Source organism: Brevundimonas sp. LM2 (assembly GCF_002002865.1).
Classification (GTDB): domain Bacteria; phylum Pseudomonadota; class Alphaproteobacteria; order Caulobacterales; family Caulobacteraceae; genus Brevundimonas.
In genome coordinates this window covers 3,019,662-3,033,787 of sequence record NZ_CP019508.1, presented here as the reverse complement: position 1 = coordinate 3,033,787, position 14,126 = coordinate 3,019,662, and the positions used below count along the sequence as shown (strand labels likewise).

Sequence of the window (14,126 nt, the reverse complement as noted above, 5' to 3'; positions counted from 1 at the left end):
GAGACGCTTGACTCGGTGTAACCCATAGGTGATATGTAACCCCAAGGTGACATGCATCGGGAGGCGAAGATGATGGCGATGGACGAACGGGATCTGGAACGCGAAGGACGGGGGCGGCGGCGCAAGTTCGTCGCCGGCCTGCTGGCCCTCGGACTGGGCCTGACCCTCGCCGGGCTGGGGTTCGCCCTGGCGCCGTCGCGCTCGGCCGACGCGGCCACCCAGGTGGGGGTCCTGGCCGGGATCGGCGTGGGCCTGGCCATCGGCGGGGCCATCATCGCCTGGAAGACTCGTCCGAACGACCATCGCTGGCACAGCGAGACGGTCGCCGCGCGCCGCGAGCGCTTGCAGGCCGGACGGACCCAGCAGCTGTGGTTGCTGCCGCTGGCCAGCGCGGCCTTCCTGTTCCAGGGCACGCGGGGGGTGACCGCAATCCTGAGCGGCGACGGATCCTGGCCCGACGGGATCAGCGCCCTGCTCCCCGTGCTCTATGCCTGGGTCGCGGCGGCAGTGGCCATGGGCTGGGACCACCGGTCCCGCACCGAGCGGCGTTTCATGGAGGACGAGTTGACGCTGGTCCTGCGCGCCCGGGCCGTGGGCCTGGCCTTCCTGGTCCTGATGGCGGGGGGTACGGTCGCCCTGGGGCTGGGGCTGTGGCGGCCGAGTTTGGCGATCCTGGCCCTCCCGTTCGTGCTGACGGCGGCCGGGGCGACGGCGGGCATCCGCTTCGCCTGGCTGGACCGCGAGGCCGGCCGGGATGGGTGACCCCCGGCTGGGGTCGCGCCTGAAGGAGATCCGCACCGAGGCCGGCCTGACCCAGGCCGAGCTGGCCGAGCGGGCCGGGGTGTCGCGCAAGACGATCAACACGGTCGAGAACGGCGTCTTCGTGCCCTCGACCGTGCTGGCCCTCGCCTTGGCGCGGGCGCTGGGGACGACGGTGGAGGGGCTGTTCTACCTGGTGGAATGAGGCTCCATGCCCCCGCTCATCCCGGCGAAAGCCGGGATCCAGTTCTGTCACCGGCACTGCGCTGGCCATCTATCCCGGCTCGCCGGACACGGTAGCTTGGACAAAGAACTGGGTCCCGGCTTTCGCCGAGATGAGCGGAAGGGGAGGCATCTTGACTCCCTCACACAGTATGCGTCATACACTGTGCGTCACACACTATGTGACGTGAAGGGCTGAACGCGTGACCGTCGACGCCGACCTGTTTGAAACGATGCGGCTGGAGCTGCGGCGCGGGTCGCTGGTGCTGGCGGTGCTCGCCTGTCTGCGGACCGAGCGGTACGGCTACACCCTGCGTCAAGCCCTGGCCGCCGACGGGCTGGAGATGGAGGAATCGACCCTCTATCCGCTGCTGCGTCGGCTGGAGAGCCAGGGCCTGCTGAACAGCGAATGGCGCGAGGAAGAGAAGCGGAAAAAGCGCTTCTATGTGCTCTCGCCCCTGGGCGTGCAGCTGCTGGCCCGGCTGGGCGACGAATGGCGGGCGATCAACGCCTCGCTCGACAAGATTCTCTGACATTGCTGGAGCGAGGGGACCGGGCATGAGCACGAAGACGGAAGACATGATCGAGCGGTATCTGGAGGCCGTGGCGGCCCAGCTGCCGGTCGACGAGCGCGACGACATCATCGCCGAACTGAGGGACCTGATCCTGAGCCGCGTCGAGGCGCGCGAGGAGACCCTGGGCCGGCCGCTGACCGACGACGAGCGCGAGGCCATCCTGCGCGAGATCGGCCATCCGCTGGTCGTGGCGGCCCGCTATCGGAAGGGGCCGGACAGTCTGATTGGGCCGGAGCTGTTTCCCTACTGGCTGTATGGGGTGAAGGCGGGGCTGCTGGTGCTGGTCACCCTGTCGGCGATCGGTCTGTTCATCCGGCTGGTCAGCGGCGGCGACGGGGCCAACCAGGCGATCGGCCAGGCGATCAACGGGGTGATCGGCTCGGGTCTGACCCTGGTCGGCGTTCTGACCGTGACCGGCGCCCTGATGGAACACTACGGCGTCCGGCCGAAATGGCTGACCGACTGGCGGGTCAAGGACCTGTCGGCCTTCGGCCTGTCGGATCCGGCGACGTGGGGCCTGGCGGCGCGGGCCGCCGGGGAGCGGGTCCAGGCGCGCGCGGCGGCCGGCCGACCGGCGGCGGGCCGCAGGGGGTGCCGGGCGCGGCTGACCCCGGTCCGGTCCCTGGTCAGCGAGGCGGCGTTCTCGGCGGTGGCGACCGGGCTGTTCATCCTGTGGTGGGTGGGGCTGGTGTCGTTCCCGGGTCTGGGCACGATGCGGATCAACGGCGATCTGGTGACCGTGACGCCGGCCCCCGTCTGGACGCTGCTGTTCGTGCCGATCCTGATGTATGCCCTGGCCCAGCTGGGGGTCTATCTGTTCACCCTGATCCGGCCGCAGGCGGCGCGGATGCGGGCGCTGCTGGCGGTGGTGGTGGGTGCTGCCGGTCTGTGGCTGACCTGGGCCATCTTCGACGCCGGCCACTGGGCGACGCTGTCGATCGGGGCCGAGCAGGCGCGGATCGCGGGGGACTGGGGGCTGCTGGACGTCGACCGGCTGCGCGAGCTGCGAGACCGGGATCGCGACCTGGTCGGGGTGGCCTCCATGCTGTCGCTGATCATCACCTGGAGCCTGGCGATCTCGGCGGTGAGCCTGATGTACACCATCGTCGCCAACCTGTGGCGCGCGGGGCGGGCCGAGGCTTAGGGGGGCTGATCCGGACAGCGCGTCCGGGGTGGGCCCCCTCCACCCCCCCGCGCAAGCGCGCGGCGGTCCCCCTCGCCCAGTGGGGAGGAGAAGTCCGAAAACCGCGAGACATCGGCGGTGCCGGGGGCCATTCTCCCGACATGGAAAGCGCGAGCGACAGACTGGATCAGGAGGCCTGCTACCGGGCGGCCCTGACGCGCGATGCAAGGTTCGACGGGCGGTTCTTCGGCTGTGTGAAGACCACGGGGATCTACTGCCGGCCGGTGTGCCCGGCGCGGACGCCGAACCGGGAGAACATGCGGTTCGTAGTGACGGCCGCAGCGGCGGAGGAAGCGGGGTTTCGCGCCTGCCTGCGCTGCCGGCCCGAAACGGCCCCCGATCTGGGGGCCTGGAGGGGCACCTCCAACACCGTCAGTCGGGCGCTGAGCCTGATCGAAGCGGGGGCGCTGGACGCCAATTCTGAAGGCGGCGGCGACGTCGATGCCCTGGCCGGGCGGCTGGGGGTCGGGGAGCGGCAGCTGCGCAGACTGTTCAAACAGCACCTGGGCGCGGCCCCGGTCAGCGTGGCCCAGACGCGGCGGGTGCTGCTGGCCAAGGCCCTGATTCAGGAGACCGACCTTTCGATGGCCCAGGTGGCGCTGGGCTCGGGCTTCGGCTCGGTGCGGCGGTTCAATGAGACGTTCCAGGCCCTGTACGGGCAGGCACCGTCGGAGCTGCGTCGGCGCAAGGAGCGGGCGGCGGGGGCGGCGGTGAAGCTGAGCCTCGCCTATCGCCCGCCCTATGACTGGGACGCGATGTTTGCGGCGCTGTCGGCCAGAGGGGATACGGTCGAGGGACGGGTCTGGTCACGGGCGCTGGACCCGGCGGTGGACGGCGCGGCCGGGGTCGTGACCGCGACGCCAGGCAAGCCGGGGCGGCTGGCGGTCTCGGTCGAGGCCTCGGACCTGAAGGCCCTGCCGGGGGTGCTGGCGCGGGTGCGGCGGGTGTTCGACCTGTCGGCGGACCCGGAGGCGATCGCGCGGGACCTGTCGGTCGATCCGGGGTTGCGGCCTCTGGTGGCGGCGCGGCCGGGGCTGAGGCTGCCGGGCGACTGGGTGGATGCGGGCGAGGATGCGCCGAGCGATCGGCTGGCGGATGAGGATCTGGCGGTGCGGGCGGAAGCCTGGCGGCCCTGGCGGGCCTATGGGGCGCTGTATCTTCGCATGGCGAAGAGCGCGGGCGCAGAACGGATGGAGCAAGACGATGACAGACGTGCAGCCTGAGATCCTGACCCTGGACCGGATCGCGACGCCGGTGGGCGAGGTGCTGCTGGTGACCGATGCGGACGGCGCGGTGCGGGCGCTGGACTTCGTGGATTTCGAGCCGCGCATGATGCGGTTGCTGGGTCGGCATGCGCCGGGGGCGACCCTGGTCGCGGGGCGGGCTCCGGAGGCGGTGCGGGGGGCGGTCGAGCGGTATTTCGCCGGCGAGGCGACGGCGCTGGACGGCCTGGTCGTCAAGACGGCGGGGACGGCCTTCCAGGCGGCGGTCTGGGCGGCGCTGCGGGCCATTCCGGCGGGGGAGACGCGCAGCTATGGCCAGCTGGCGGCGGCGGTGGGGTCGCCCCGGGCGGTGCGGGCGGCGGGGTTGGCCAACGGGCAGAACCCGGTGGCCCTGATCGTGCCGTGCCACCGGGTGATCGGCGCGAAAGGGACGCTGACGGGCTACGCCGGCGGGCTGGAGCGCAAGCGCTGGCTGCTGGCGCATGAGGGGGTGGCGATCGGCTGACAGGCCTTCCCCCGCGCTTTGCGGGGGAAAGCCGTCCGTCTTCGAGCGAAGCGAGAACAGGACGGATGGGGGGAACTTCATCCGCAGTTGAAGCAAGACAAGACTTCCCCCATCGGCCCTGGATCGCTGCGCGATCGACGGGCCGCTTTCCCCCATGAAGGATGGGGGAAGGGCTACTTGCTACACCGCCTCCAGGAACAGTTTCGTGGCCGGATTGTCGGTCTCGTCGACATAGGGGTAGCCGAGCGCGGCGAGGGCGGCGGTCAGGGCGGGCTGGTCGGCGGGCGGGACGGAGATCCCGGCCAGGACGCGGCCGACGTCGTCGCCGTGGTTGCGGTAGTGGAACAGGGTCAGGGCCCAGGCGGGGCGCAGGCTGTTCAGGAACTTCAGGAAGGCCCCCGGGCGTTCGGGGAACTGGAAACGCAGGATGCGTTCGTGCGGCAGGCCGGTGGCGCGGCCGCCGACCATGTGGCGGACGTGGAGCTTGGCGGTCTCATTGTCGCTCATGTCCTCGACGTCGTAGCCGTCGGCGACGAGGGCGCGGATCAGGTCGTCCTTCTCGTGCGGGCCCTGTTTGATGGCGACGCCGACGAAGATGTGGGCGCGGCCCTCGCCGGACCAGCGGTAGTTGAACTCGGTGACCGAGCGGCCGTCGAGCGCGTTCAGGAACCGGCTGTAGACGGCGCGGTCGTCGGCCATGGCCACGGCCAGCAAGGCCTCGGTGCCCTCGCCGATCTCGGCCCGTTCGGCGATGTGACGCAGCCGGTCGAAATTGACGTTGGCGCCCGAGTTGACGGCGATCAGGGCGCCCTGATCGGCGATCTCCGGATGGGCGGCGGCCCAGGCCTTGAGCCCGGCCAGGGCCAGGGCCCCGGAGGGTTCGGCCACGGCGCGGCTGTCGTCGAAGATGTCCTTGATGGCGGCGCAGATGGCGTCGTTGTCGACGGTGACGATGTCGTCCAGCAGGTCGCGGCACAGCCGGAAGGTCTCGACCCCCGCGCGGCGCACGGCCACCCCGTCGCAGAACAGGCCGACCTGGTTCAGGGTCACGAGCTCGCCCGCCGCGATGGCGGCCTGCATACAGGCCGCGTCGACCGGTTCGACGCCGATGACGCGGGTCTCGGGGCGCAGGAATTTGACGATGGCGGCGACGCCGGCGGCCAGGCCCCCGCCGCCGATGGGCACGAAGAGGGCGGCGATGGGCTCCGAATGCTGGCGCATGATTTCCAGCCCGACCGTGCCCTGGCCGGCGATGACGTCGGGGTCGTCGAACGGGTGGATGAAGACGGCTCCGTCGGTCAAGGCTCGGCGGCTGGCCTCGGCGAAGGCCTCGTCGAAGGCGTCGCCGTGCAGGATGACGTGGCCCCCGAGCGCGCGGACGGCCGCGACCTTGATGGGCGGGGTGGTCACCGGCATGACGATGGTGGCCGTGGTCCCGCGCTTGCGGGCCGCGAAGGCGACGCCCTGGGCATGGTTGCCGGCCGAGGCGCAGATCACGCCGCGCGCCAGCTCCGGGCCCGTGAGCCCGGCGATCTTGTTGTAGGCCCCGCGGATCTTGAACGAGAAGATCGGTTGCAGGTCCTCGCGCTTCTGCAGCACCGCGCGGCCAAGGCGGCGGCTCAGGCCGGGCAGGGGGTCGAGCGGCGTCTGGATCGCCACGTCATAGACGCGGGCGGTGAGGATGCGGCGGAGGGTTTCTTGCATGGCGGGGCAGTACGGAGGCGTTCGGCGGGATGAAGTCACCTACGATTAGCGGATCAGCGAAGAGATTTCGCCTGAAACCGTGAGGCCCCCGAACGCTCTGCATCCTTGGCCTCGGCCTTACCCTTGCACGCCTCCACCATCGGCCTATATTGGTCGCAGTTATGCTAACTTTGAGCATAAGGGTCGGGAGGCCGCATTGGTCGTCAGTCTGCAGCTGGATCGCAAGATCGCCGAGGAGACCGCGCCGGTCTGGGCCAAGGTCAAGGAGTTCGTCACCCCGATGGAGTGGCCGGATCAGGCGCGGCTGATTTCCGAGATCAACGCCCTGAAACGCGAGCGCGACGCGGTCATCCTGGCGCACAACTACATGGTGCCCGAGATCTTCCACGGGGTCGGCGACTATGTCGGCGACAGCCTGGGCCTGGCCAAGGAGGCGGCCAAGTCGAGCGCCAGGGTCATCGTCCAGGCCGGCGTGCACTTCATGGCCGAGACCTCCAAGATCCTGAGCCCGGACAAGACCGTGCTGATCCCCGACCTGAAGGCCGGCTGTTCGCTGGCCGAGGCGATCACGGGCGCGGACGTGCGGCTGATCAAGCAGCGCTATCCGGGCCTGCCGGTCGTGACCTATGTGAACACCACGGCCGATGTGAAGGCCGAGACCGACATCTGCTGCACCAGCGCCAACGCCGTTCAGGTGGTCGAATGGGCGGCCAAGGAATGGGGCGTCGACAAGGTCATCCTGATCCCCGACGAGTTCCTGGCCCGGAACGTGGCGGCGCAGACGAACGTCGGCATCATCGCCTGGAAGGGACGCTGCATCGTCCATGAGCGGTTCCGTGCCGCCGACATCGAGGAGATGCGTCAGGCCTATCCGGGGGCCGAGATCCTGGCCCACCCTGAGTGCCCGGAGGACGTGCTGGCCGCCGCCGACTTCGCCGGATCGACCGCCGCGATGACGGACTACATCACCGCCAAGAAGCCGAAACAGGTGGTGCTGATCACCGAATGCTCGATGGCCGCCAACATCAAGGGCGACGTGCCCGAGGTCAGCTTCATCGGCCCGTGCAACCTGTGCCCCTATATGAAGCGGATCACCCTGACGAACATCCGCGACGCCCTGCGCGACATGCAGTTCGAGGTCACGGTGCCGGAGGCGATGATCGCGCCGGCGGCCCTGGCCGTGCAGCGGATGATCGACCTGCCGCCGCCGCTGGTGCCCGCGCGCTACGACATGATCAAGGCCCGGCACCATGTGTCGGTGGAACTGATATGAGCGAGACAGGCCCGTGGGGTTCGCGCGACGGACGGGTGGTTACGCCGGTCGCCCCGGTCGCGACGGCGGTGCCCGCCTCCAGCCCCGGCGCGCCGAACATCGACAAGGGGCAGAGCCTGCCCTGGGCCATCGCCTCGACCCTGCTGCTGGGCGGATTTATCTGGCTGGCGACCGGCAGCGGGATCGTGGCGGTGGCCGCGCTGTTCGGCCTGTTCGTGCACGAATACGGCCATGTGCTGGCGATGAACCGGCTGGGGATGGGGCCCGCCAAGATCTACATCATCCCCTTCCTGGGCGGGATGGCGCGGGGGCAGCGGAACCCGGTCAGCGAGTGGCACGGGGTGCTGGTCGCCCTGGCCGGTCCGGCCTTCGGCCTGCTGGCCGTGCTGCCGGCCGTCGGGGTCTGGCTGGCGACGGGCGACGACGCCTGGATGCTGGGGGCCTTCTTCATCGCCATGATCAACCTGGTCAACCTGGCCCCCGCGCCGCCGCTGGACGGCTCCAAGGCCCTGGGGCCGGTGCTGGCGCGGATCGATCCGATGGTCGAGAAGGCCGCCCTGATCGCCATGGGGGCCTTGGCCGTCTGGTGGGGCGTGTCGACCGGGCGCTGGATCCTGGCCGTCTTCCTGGGCATCGCCGTGTTCGGCTCGCTGCAGCGCGGAGCCTGGAGACCGGGTGAGCAGAAGCTGACCTGGGGCGAGGCGGGCAAGTCGCTGGCCCTGTTCCTGATCACCGCCGCCGCCTGCGGCGCGGCCGCCCTGGGCGTGCTGCTGCCGATCGCGGACGGATCCCCGACGCAGGCCCTGTCCATCGCCGCCCGCTTCATCGGCTTCGACCGATGAGTCGCATCGTTCACGACGGGCCGCTGATCATCGGCGGCGGGCTGGCCGGTCTGTCGGTGGCGCTCTCGGCGGCCCCGAGGCCCGTGCTGGTCATCAGCCCGGCCCCCCTGCTGGAGGCGGCGTCCAGCGCCTGGGCCCAGGGCGGGGTGGCGGCGGCGCTGTCGAAGGACGATGCCCCGGCGCTGCACCTGAAGGACACCGAGGCGGCCGGGGCCGGCCTGGTCGACCATCACGCGGCCGAGATCCTGACCGACGAAGGGCGCGCGACCGTCGAATGGCTGGCCTCGCTGGGGGCCCCGTTCGACCGCGACCCCGAGGGCCAGTTCTTCGTCAGCCTGGAAGCGGCCCACTCCATGCCGCGCGTGGCCCGGGTCGGCGGCGACGGCGCCGGGCGGGCCATCCTGTCGGCCCTGGTCGCCTCGGTGCGGGCGGCGGATCACATCACGGTGTGGGAAGACGCGCGGCTGCGGGCCCTGATCCAGGATGCGACCGGCCGCGTGCGTGGCGCGGTGATCGAGCATCCGAGCGGGCGTCTGGTCGAGGTTCTGGCCCCGGCCGTGGTCCTTGCGACCGGCGGGGCGGGCGGGCTGTTCGGGGCGACGACGACGCCGACCGCGCTGAAGGGCGAGGGCATGGCCCTGGCCTGGGCGGCGGGGGCCGAGATCCTGGATCCTGAGTTCGTGCAGTTCCACCCCACCGCCATCGACGTCGGGCTGGACCCCATGCCGCTGGCGACCGAGGCGCTGCGGGGCGAGGGGGCGCGGCTGATCGATCGCGACGGGCATTTCCTGCTGGGCGAAGCCCCGGACGCGGACCTGAAGGCGCGCGATATCGTGGCGCGGGCCGTCCATGCCGCGCGGGCGGCGGGGCGCGGGGCCCTGCTGGACGCCACCAAGGCCATCGGGGCGCATTTCCCGAGCGAGTTTCCGGCCGTCTTCGCCGCCTGCACGGCCGCCGGGCTGGATCCGCGCGTGACCCCGATCCCGGTGGCGGCGGCGGCCCACTATCACATGGGCGGGATCGCGGCCGATCCGGATGGCCACACCGGCCTGGCCGGCCTGTTCGCCGTCGGCGAATGCGCGGCGACGGGGGTGCACGGCGCCAACCGGCTGGCGTCCAACTCCCTGCTGGAGGCGGCGGCCTTCGGGCGGCGGACGGGGCGGGCGGCCGCGCTGGAGACGGGCGTCAGCGGACCCGTCGTCGTCGGGGCGGTCGTCGACGACCTGCCGGATGCGGCGATGCTGGAGCTGCGGACCGGGATGAGCGCGCACTGCGGTGTGGTGCGGGACGGCGAGGGTCTGCACCGTCAGATCGCTCTCATCGATCGGCTGGAAGCCCTGCACGGGGCCCCACCCGCCCTGGTGGCGGCGCGGCTGATCGTCGAGGCGGCCCTGGCCCGGCACGAGAGCCGGGGCGGCCACTATCGCAGCGACTATCCGGACACCGCCACCGTGGCGCGGCATACGCGGTTGATCAAACCTGAGGTTGCAGCGCCTTTTCGCCGGGTGGCGGTTGGGGCATAGTCGCGCCATGGAAGCGAGCGAGGCCAGGGACGGCGTGGAAGAGGGTGCGCGTCGCTTCCTCTTCGACTTCGACGCCTATGAGCGCATGGCCGAGCTGGGCGTGTTCGACGACAAGCCCGGCCGCGTCGAGCTGATCGAGGGGGTGATCGTCGACATGGCTCCGGCTGGAATGGAACACGCCAGGGTCAACAGCGATCTTCTGGTCCGCCTGCACGTCGCCGTCGCAGCGAAGGCGATCGCCGGGTTCGACGTCGTCTCGAACGCGACTCTGCGGATCGACGACCGGAATGCGCCGGAGCCCGACGTCCTCGTGGCGCGACGCCCGGCCGACGGAAAATACTATCGCGGCGAGGATGCCGTCCTGGTGATCGAGGTTTCGGTCTCGACGCAGGATGCCGATCGCAAGGTCAAGGTTCCCCTTTATGCGCGTGCCGGTATCCCCGAACTGTGGATCGTCATGCCGGAGACGCGCTCGGTGCGGATCTATCGGGGGCCGCGCCGCGATGGGCAGTGGGACAGCGAGGTGACCGTGCAGACAGAGGCCCTTCAACCGTTGTTCGCGCCGGAGATCGAGATCGCCTTGACCGAAATCTTCGGCCGTTGATGGTCCCCCGCCTTCCCGACATCCTGATCCTGCCGATCGTGCGCGCCGCCCTGGCCGAGGACCTGGGGCGGGCGGGCGATGTGACCGCGGCGGCCTGTATCCCCGAGCGCGCGCGGATGCGTGCGGTCTTCGCGGCGCGCAAGCCGGGCGTGCTGGCGGGGATCGACTGTGTGCGGCTGAGCCTGCTGGAGATGGATCCCGGGGCCTCCATTGACCTGCGCATGGCGGACGGCGACGCCTTCGAGGCCGGGGCGGTGCTGGCCGAGGTCGAGGCGGGTGCGCGGGCCTTCCTGTCGGCGGAGCGGACGGCGCTGAACCTGCTGGGCCGGCTGTGCGGCGTCGCCACCCTGACGCGGGCCTATGTCGAGGCGGTCGAGGGGACGGGGGCGCGGATCGCGGACACCCGCAAGACCACACCAGGGCTGCGGGCGCTGGAGAAGCACGCGGTGCGCTGCGGCGGCGGGGTCAATCACCGTTTCGGCCTGGATGACGCCATCCTGATCAAGGACAACCACATCGCCGTCTGCGGCGGGGTCGAGGCGGCGGTCCGCGCCGCCCGCGCCCACGTCGGTCACCTGATGAAGATCGAGGTCGAGGTGGACGGGCTGGACCAGCTGGACATCGCCCTGGCCCTGGTCGCGGCGGGCGGGGGACCGGACGTGATCATGCTGGACAATTTCGACCCGGCGATGCTGACCGAGGCGGTGCGGCGCACGCGCGCCGGCGGGCACCCCGTGGTGCTGGAGGCCTCCGGAGGCGTCAATCTGTCGACGGTGCGCCGGGTCGCCGAGACCGGCGTCGATGTGATCTCGGTGGGGGCGCTGACCCATTCGGCCCCGGTGCTCGACATCGGGCTGGACGCCGTCTGAGGCCCCACCGAGCGGCCTCGGAACGCGCCGGGCCGCCACGGGTTAAGCCCGCATGACCGAAGTGCCAGACATCCTGGAAGAGTCTCGCAGCTTCGACGACGAGACACCCGTCCCGGAGCGCGCGGAGCGGAACGGCAGGGCCGTCGAGACGCCGCCGCAGCGACCGGTCCAGCCGGGCTTCGACGGCGAGGACCGGTTCGGCCCCTTGAGTCAGTCCACGCTCAACCGCTGGAGCGTGCGCGACCACAGCCTCTGAGATCTAGGTCGTCGGGGCAGCCGGCGAAGGGGCGGGCACCGGTGACGTCGCGGCCGCGACCGGGACGGCCAGTTCAACCGGCTTGACGGTCGGGGCGGGCGTCTCGGTCGGCCTGTCCTGCGCGGCGGGCGACGACAGGTTTTCCTGCGCGACGACGGCGCTGTAGGCGATCGCCTGACCCGCCTGACGCAGGGTGTTGGCCGGGTCGATCCCGGCATAGACAGCGTTCTGCATCTCGCCGCCGGTCGACGGGCGGGTCTGGTAGGCGAAGGACCGGCTGGATCCCGCGCGGCCGCCGAAGCGGTAGAAGACGTGGGTGCCGACCTGGTTGACCCGCAGCAGCGCGTTCCGCCACGAGGGCGAGACGCCGGTGGTGTGGAAATGGGTGGCGTTGCCGACGCCCACATAGACGCGGCCGGACAGGGCGGCCGAGGCCACCGTGCGGGCCCGGTTCCAGGCGGCGCGATTGACCGGCGCGCGCATCGAGCCGTCGCAGGTGAAGCTGAACTGGCAGCCGACGCGACGGCCGGCCCCCTGGAACACCACGCCGCAGACGCTGTTGGGGAAGGCGGGGTGGCGCGCGCGGTTCAGGACGACCTGGGCCACGGCGCGCATGCCGTCGGCCCCTTCGCCCCGGGCTTCGTAGTAGGCGGCCTGGGTCAGGCATTCCAGATCGCGGCTCTCGTCCAGCGCATTGCCAAGATGGAAGGGACGGGCGGCACCGGCCAGTTCGGTCAGGTTGGCGCGGCGCAGATCGCCGGTGGCGGCGTTGGGGCGAAGTTGCTCGAGGCGGGCCGTCAGCAACTCGGCCTGGCGGTCGCGCTGCGCGGACCCGGCCACGGTGTAGGGATCATGGCGACGGGCGATGGCCAGGGCGCTGGCGTCCAGCCCCCCGGCGGCGGCGGCCAGGGCCTCTTCGGTGAAGCCGGCCGAGGTGGCCCCCTCGATCCGCTCGGCCTGGGCGCGGATGGTGGTCGTGCGGGCGACCGTTCCCCCCAGATAGGCACAGCCGATCGCCAGCCCCAGCACACCGCCGACCACCGCCGCCGCCGTCGTGGGCCGGATCCGGGCCACACGATCGGCGCGCGAGATCGCACGCGACTGCGAGGGATGGAACAAGGGCATCGTCCTATTCAGCAGGGCGGGAAAGCTGCCCCAGGGTCGTCTGCAGAACCGGGCGAGCCGCCTTTCAGGCTGGGTCGCGGGCCGATTTGCGAATCGCGGCTCGATGAACGTCGAGACCGTCGAAGGAAGCGCCTTTAGCCACCCATTTATGTCATCAATGTGGTCGATTCGCAAGTCGGTGCTGCATCGCAGCATTCGCGGGCAGATGTTGGTTAAACGCGAAGCTACCTTTTGACGTTTCCGGTTTCGCCCGAACGCATTCAGCCCCTATTCTGTATCCGGATGCATAGACCAGTGCGAGATCATTTATCGGCCGTCTCAAGACCACTCTAGGCGCGCCTTTTTATTGTATTCGATGCCTGTGTGGCGGCCTGCTGATCTAGCGTGCCGCAGCGCCGCGGAACCTGTGCCGTATGGCGACGTTGTCCTTCTGATCCCCTGAATTTCTGTAGAAAAGCGTTCTGTTCCATGCGTCCCTCCGTCCTGTCCCTGCTGGCCCTCGCCGCCACGGCTCTGGCGCTGTCCGCCTGCGGGCAGACGATCGAACAGCGCGCCGCCACGGGCGCGGTCGCCGGCGCGATCGTCGGCGGGCCGGTCGGCGCGGCGGTCGGGGGCGCGGCGGGCACGATGGTCGGGCAGGCCTCGAGACCCAGATGACCGACCGCGCGCGACGGGGGGTTGGTTCCGCCGCCGCCGACCCCATGTAGGTCGCTCCCCCTGAGGCTCTGGCGCGACGGTCGCTCTCAAGAACGGTCTCAAACCGTGAAAGCTGACCCGGCGCGCTTGATTTTTGCCGTCGATTCGGGTTTGCCGACCGCCGGATGCCTGAGTGCCTCCTGATCGCGTCTTCCGGGTCCATCCGGTCGCGCGACCCAACCCCTCGAAGGACGACCGACCGCCCGCATGAGAGATCTGAAACAAACCGGCTTCAGCGACCGCATCAGCACCCAGCAGGAGGCCAAGAAGGCCCTGTTGGCCAAGTTCAAGCCCAAGCCGACCGTCACCGACCCCGAGTTCGACCGCCTGGCCGAAAAGCGCGCGGCCGAGAAGGAGGCCCTGCGCCTGCAGCACGAGGCCGCCAAGGCCGAGGAGCGCCGCATCAAGCAGGAGCGCGAGGAGGCCCGCCTGGCCGCCCTGCGCGACAGCGAGGAGGCCGTCGAGGCCGAGAAGCGCGCCGCCCGCAAGGAGCGCAAGCAGCTCACCAAGGAAGAACAGAAGGCCGCCCGCGACGCGCGCTACGCCGCCCGCAAGGCGCGCCGCTAGATCCGACGGCGTCGTGGTTCGGCCGGGTGCGCCCGGCCGAGGGCCCGGACGGCGGCCGTCTGCCTCTGTGTCGCAGCGGTCGCTGGCGCCGCAACGCTCGGTCGATGCGCGCGTTTCCGATCCGAACCGCCCTCGCGCGTTCGGGCGATTTCCCCGGACGCGGGTTGGCGAGCGACCGTCGAACCCCTACCTGAGCGGTT

The 14,126-nt window shown here is 70.7% G+C and carries 16 protein-coding genes; 14 read left to right on the top strand and 2 right to left on the bottom strand.

Features of this window, described 5'->3' with window-relative positions:
• Window positions 1-78 precede the first annotated feature (78 nt).
• From BZG35_RS15040 to BZG35_RS15015, 6 genes are all read left to right on the top strand, one after another.
• Window positions 79-762: a hypothetical protein gene (locus BZG35_RS15040; RefSeq protein WP_150126062.1), complete on the top strand. Its 684-nt coding sequence runs from the start codon at window positions 79-81 to the stop codon at window positions 760-762.
• Window positions 755-964, top strand: coding sequence for a helix-turn-helix transcriptional regulator (locus BZG35_RS15035; protein ID WP_077356818.1), 210 nt, complete (start codon window positions 755-757; stop codon window positions 962-964). The genes BZG35_RS15040 and BZG35_RS15035 overlap by 8 nt, the downstream gene beginning before the upstream one ends.
• Before the next feature lie 250 nt (window positions 965-1,214).
• A complete protein-coding gene (locus BZG35_RS15030) occupies window positions 1,215-1,514 on the top strand; it encodes a PadR family transcriptional regulator (RefSeq protein WP_050762537.1) in 300 nt (99 codons plus the stop codon).
• Between the two features lie 25 nt (window positions 1,515-1,539).
• Complete coding sequence (locus BZG35_RS15025) at window positions 1,540-2,700, top strand: hypothetical protein (RefSeq protein WP_077356816.1); 1,161 nt, start codon at window positions 1,540-1,542, stop codon at window positions 2,698-2,700.
• A 140-nt stretch (window positions 2,701-2,840) separates the two neighbouring features.
• Window positions 2,841-3,962 (top strand): bifunctional transcriptional activator/DNA repair enzyme AdaA, encoded by a 1,122-nt coding sequence (locus BZG35_RS15020; protein ID WP_077356814.1) that lies wholly within the window; start codon window positions 2,841-2,843, stop codon window positions 3,960-3,962.
• A complete protein-coding gene (locus BZG35_RS15015) occupies window positions 3,943-4,467 on the top strand; it encodes a methylated-DNA--[protein]-cysteine S-methyltransferase (RefSeq protein ID WP_171981975.1) in 525 nt (174 codons plus the stop codon). Before BZG35_RS15020 ends, BZG35_RS15015 begins: the two co-directional genes overlap by 20 nt.
• Before the next feature lie 180 nt (window positions 4,468-4,647).
• Here BZG35_RS15015 and ilvA read toward each other — a convergent pair whose 3' ends face one another.
• Window positions 4,648-6,171: a threonine ammonia-lyase, biosynthetic gene (gene ilvA / locus BZG35_RS15010; RefSeq protein ID WP_077356812.1), complete on the bottom strand. Its 1,524-nt coding sequence runs from the start codon at window positions 6,169-6,171 to the stop codon at window positions 4,648-4,650.
• A 196-nt stretch (window positions 6,172-6,367) separates the two neighbouring features.
• On the opposite strand from ilvA, the gene nadA reads away from it, so the two are divergent.
• From nadA to BZG35_RS14980, 6 genes are read left to right on the top strand one after another with little or no spacing between them, the layout of a single operon-like run.
• Window positions 6,368-7,444 carry a quinolinate synthase NadA gene (gene nadA, locus BZG35_RS15005; RefSeq protein WP_077356810.1) on the top strand — a complete coding sequence of 359 codons (1,077 nt, stop codon included), beginning with the start codon at window positions 6,368-6,370 and terminating at the stop codon, window positions 7,442-7,444.
• Window positions 7,441-8,286, top strand: coding sequence for a metalloprotease (locus tag BZG35_RS18020; protein WP_077356808.1), 846 nt, complete (start codon window positions 7,441-7,443; stop codon window positions 8,284-8,286). The genes nadA and BZG35_RS18020 overlap by 4 nt, the downstream gene beginning before the upstream one ends.
• A complete protein-coding gene (locus BZG35_RS14995; RefSeq protein WP_077356806.1) occupies window positions 8,283-9,809 on the top strand; it encodes an L-aspartate oxidase in 1,527 nt (508 codons plus the stop codon). The genes BZG35_RS18020 and BZG35_RS14995 overlap by 4 nt, the downstream gene beginning before the upstream one ends.
• Before the next feature lie 7 nt (window positions 9,810-9,816).
• Complete coding sequence (locus BZG35_RS14990) at window positions 9,817-10,413, top strand: Uma2 family endonuclease (RefSeq protein ID WP_077356804.1); 597 nt, start codon at window positions 9,817-9,819, stop codon at window positions 10,411-10,413.
• Window positions 10,413-11,282, top strand: a complete 870-nt coding sequence (nadC, locus tag BZG35_RS14985; protein WP_150126060.1) for a carboxylating nicotinate-nucleotide diphosphorylase — start codon at window positions 10,413-10,415, stop codon at window positions 11,280-11,282. Before BZG35_RS14990 ends, nadC begins: the two co-directional genes overlap by 1 nt.
• A 52-nt stretch (window positions 11,283-11,334) precedes the next feature.
• Window positions 11,335-11,538, top strand: coding sequence for a hypothetical protein (locus tag BZG35_RS14980; protein ID WP_077356800.1), 204 nt, complete (start codon window positions 11,335-11,337; stop codon window positions 11,536-11,538).
• Between the two features lie 3 nt (window positions 11,539-11,541).
• Here the strand turns inward: BZG35_RS14980 and BZG35_RS14975 are convergent, their stop codons facing one another.
• Window positions 11,542-12,657, bottom strand: coding sequence for a cell wall hydrolase (locus BZG35_RS14975; RefSeq protein WP_253189193.1), 1,116 nt, complete (start codon window positions 12,655-12,657; stop codon window positions 11,542-11,544).
• A gap of 474 nt (window positions 12,658-13,131) precedes the next feature.
• Between BZG35_RS14975 and BZG35_RS14970 the strand changes: the two genes are divergently transcribed.
• On the top strand, window positions 13,132-13,320 hold the full coding sequence (locus BZG35_RS14970) for a hypothetical protein (RefSeq protein WP_077356796.1): 189 nt from the start codon (window positions 13,132-13,134) through the stop codon (window positions 13,318-13,320).
• A gap of 246 nt (window positions 13,321-13,566) precedes the next feature.
• The gene (locus BZG35_RS14965) at window positions 13,567-13,926 is read left to right on the top strand and encodes a DUF6481 family protein (protein ID WP_077356794.1); all 360 of its coding nucleotides are present in this window, start codon (window positions 13,567-13,569) and stop codon (window positions 13,924-13,926) included.
• Window positions 13,927-14,126: the final 200 nt, after the last annotated feature.

Bases quoted from the DNA above. Each gene is read 5' to 3' on its own strand.
- BZG35_RS15030 (WP_050762537.1), top strand. From the start codon at position 1,215: ATGCGGCTGGAGCTGCGGCGCGGGTCGCTGGTGCTGGCGGTGCTCGCC.
- BZG35_RS14965 (WP_077356794.1), top strand. From the start codon at position 13,567: ATGAGAGATCTGAAACAAACCGGCTTCAGCGACCGCATCAGCACCCAG.
- BZG35_RS14995 (WP_077356806.1), top strand. From the start codon at position 8,283: ATGAGTCGCATCGTTCACGACGGGCCGCTGATCATCGGCGGCGGGCTG.
- BZG35_RS15015 (WP_171981975.1), top strand. From the start codon at position 3,943: ATGACAGACGTGCAGCCTGAGATCCTGACCCTGGACCGGATCGCGACG.
- BZG35_RS14990 (WP_077356804.1), top strand. From the start codon at position 9,817: ATGGAAGCGAGCGAGGCCAGGGACGGCGTGGAAGAGGGTGCGCGTCGC.
- BZG35_RS14970 (WP_077356796.1), top strand. From the start codon at position 13,132: ATGCGTCCCTCCGTCCTGTCCCTGCTGGCCCTCGCCGCCACGGCTCTG.
- BZG35_RS15025 (WP_077356816.1), top strand. From the start codon at position 1,540: ATGAGCACGAAGACGGAAGACATGATCGAGCGGTATCTGGAGGCCGTG.
- BZG35_RS18020 (WP_077356808.1), top strand. From the start codon at position 7,441: ATGAGCGAGACAGGCCCGTGGGGTTCGCGCGACGGACGGGTGGTTACG.
- BZG35_RS15020 (WP_077356814.1), top strand. From the start codon at position 2,841: ATGGAAAGCGCGAGCGACAGACTGGATCAGGAGGCCTGCTACCGGGCG.
- BZG35_RS15035 (WP_077356818.1), top strand. From the start codon at position 755: ATGGGTGACCCCCGGCTGGGGTCGCGCCTGAAGGAGATCCGCACCGAG.
- ilvA (WP_077356812.1), bottom strand. From the start codon at position 6,171: ATGCAAGAAACCCTCCGCCGCATCCTCACCGCCCGCGTCTATGACGTG.
- BZG35_RS14980 (WP_077356800.1), top strand. From the start codon at position 11,335: ATGACCGAAGTGCCAGACATCCTGGAAGAGTCTCGCAGCTTCGACGAC.
- nadC (WP_150126060.1), top strand. From the start codon at position 10,413: ATGGTCCCCCGCCTTCCCGACATCCTGATCCTGCCGATCGTGCGCGCC.
- BZG35_RS15040 (WP_150126062.1), top strand. From the start codon at position 79: ATGGACGAACGGGATCTGGAACGCGAAGGACGGGGGCGGCGGCGCAAG.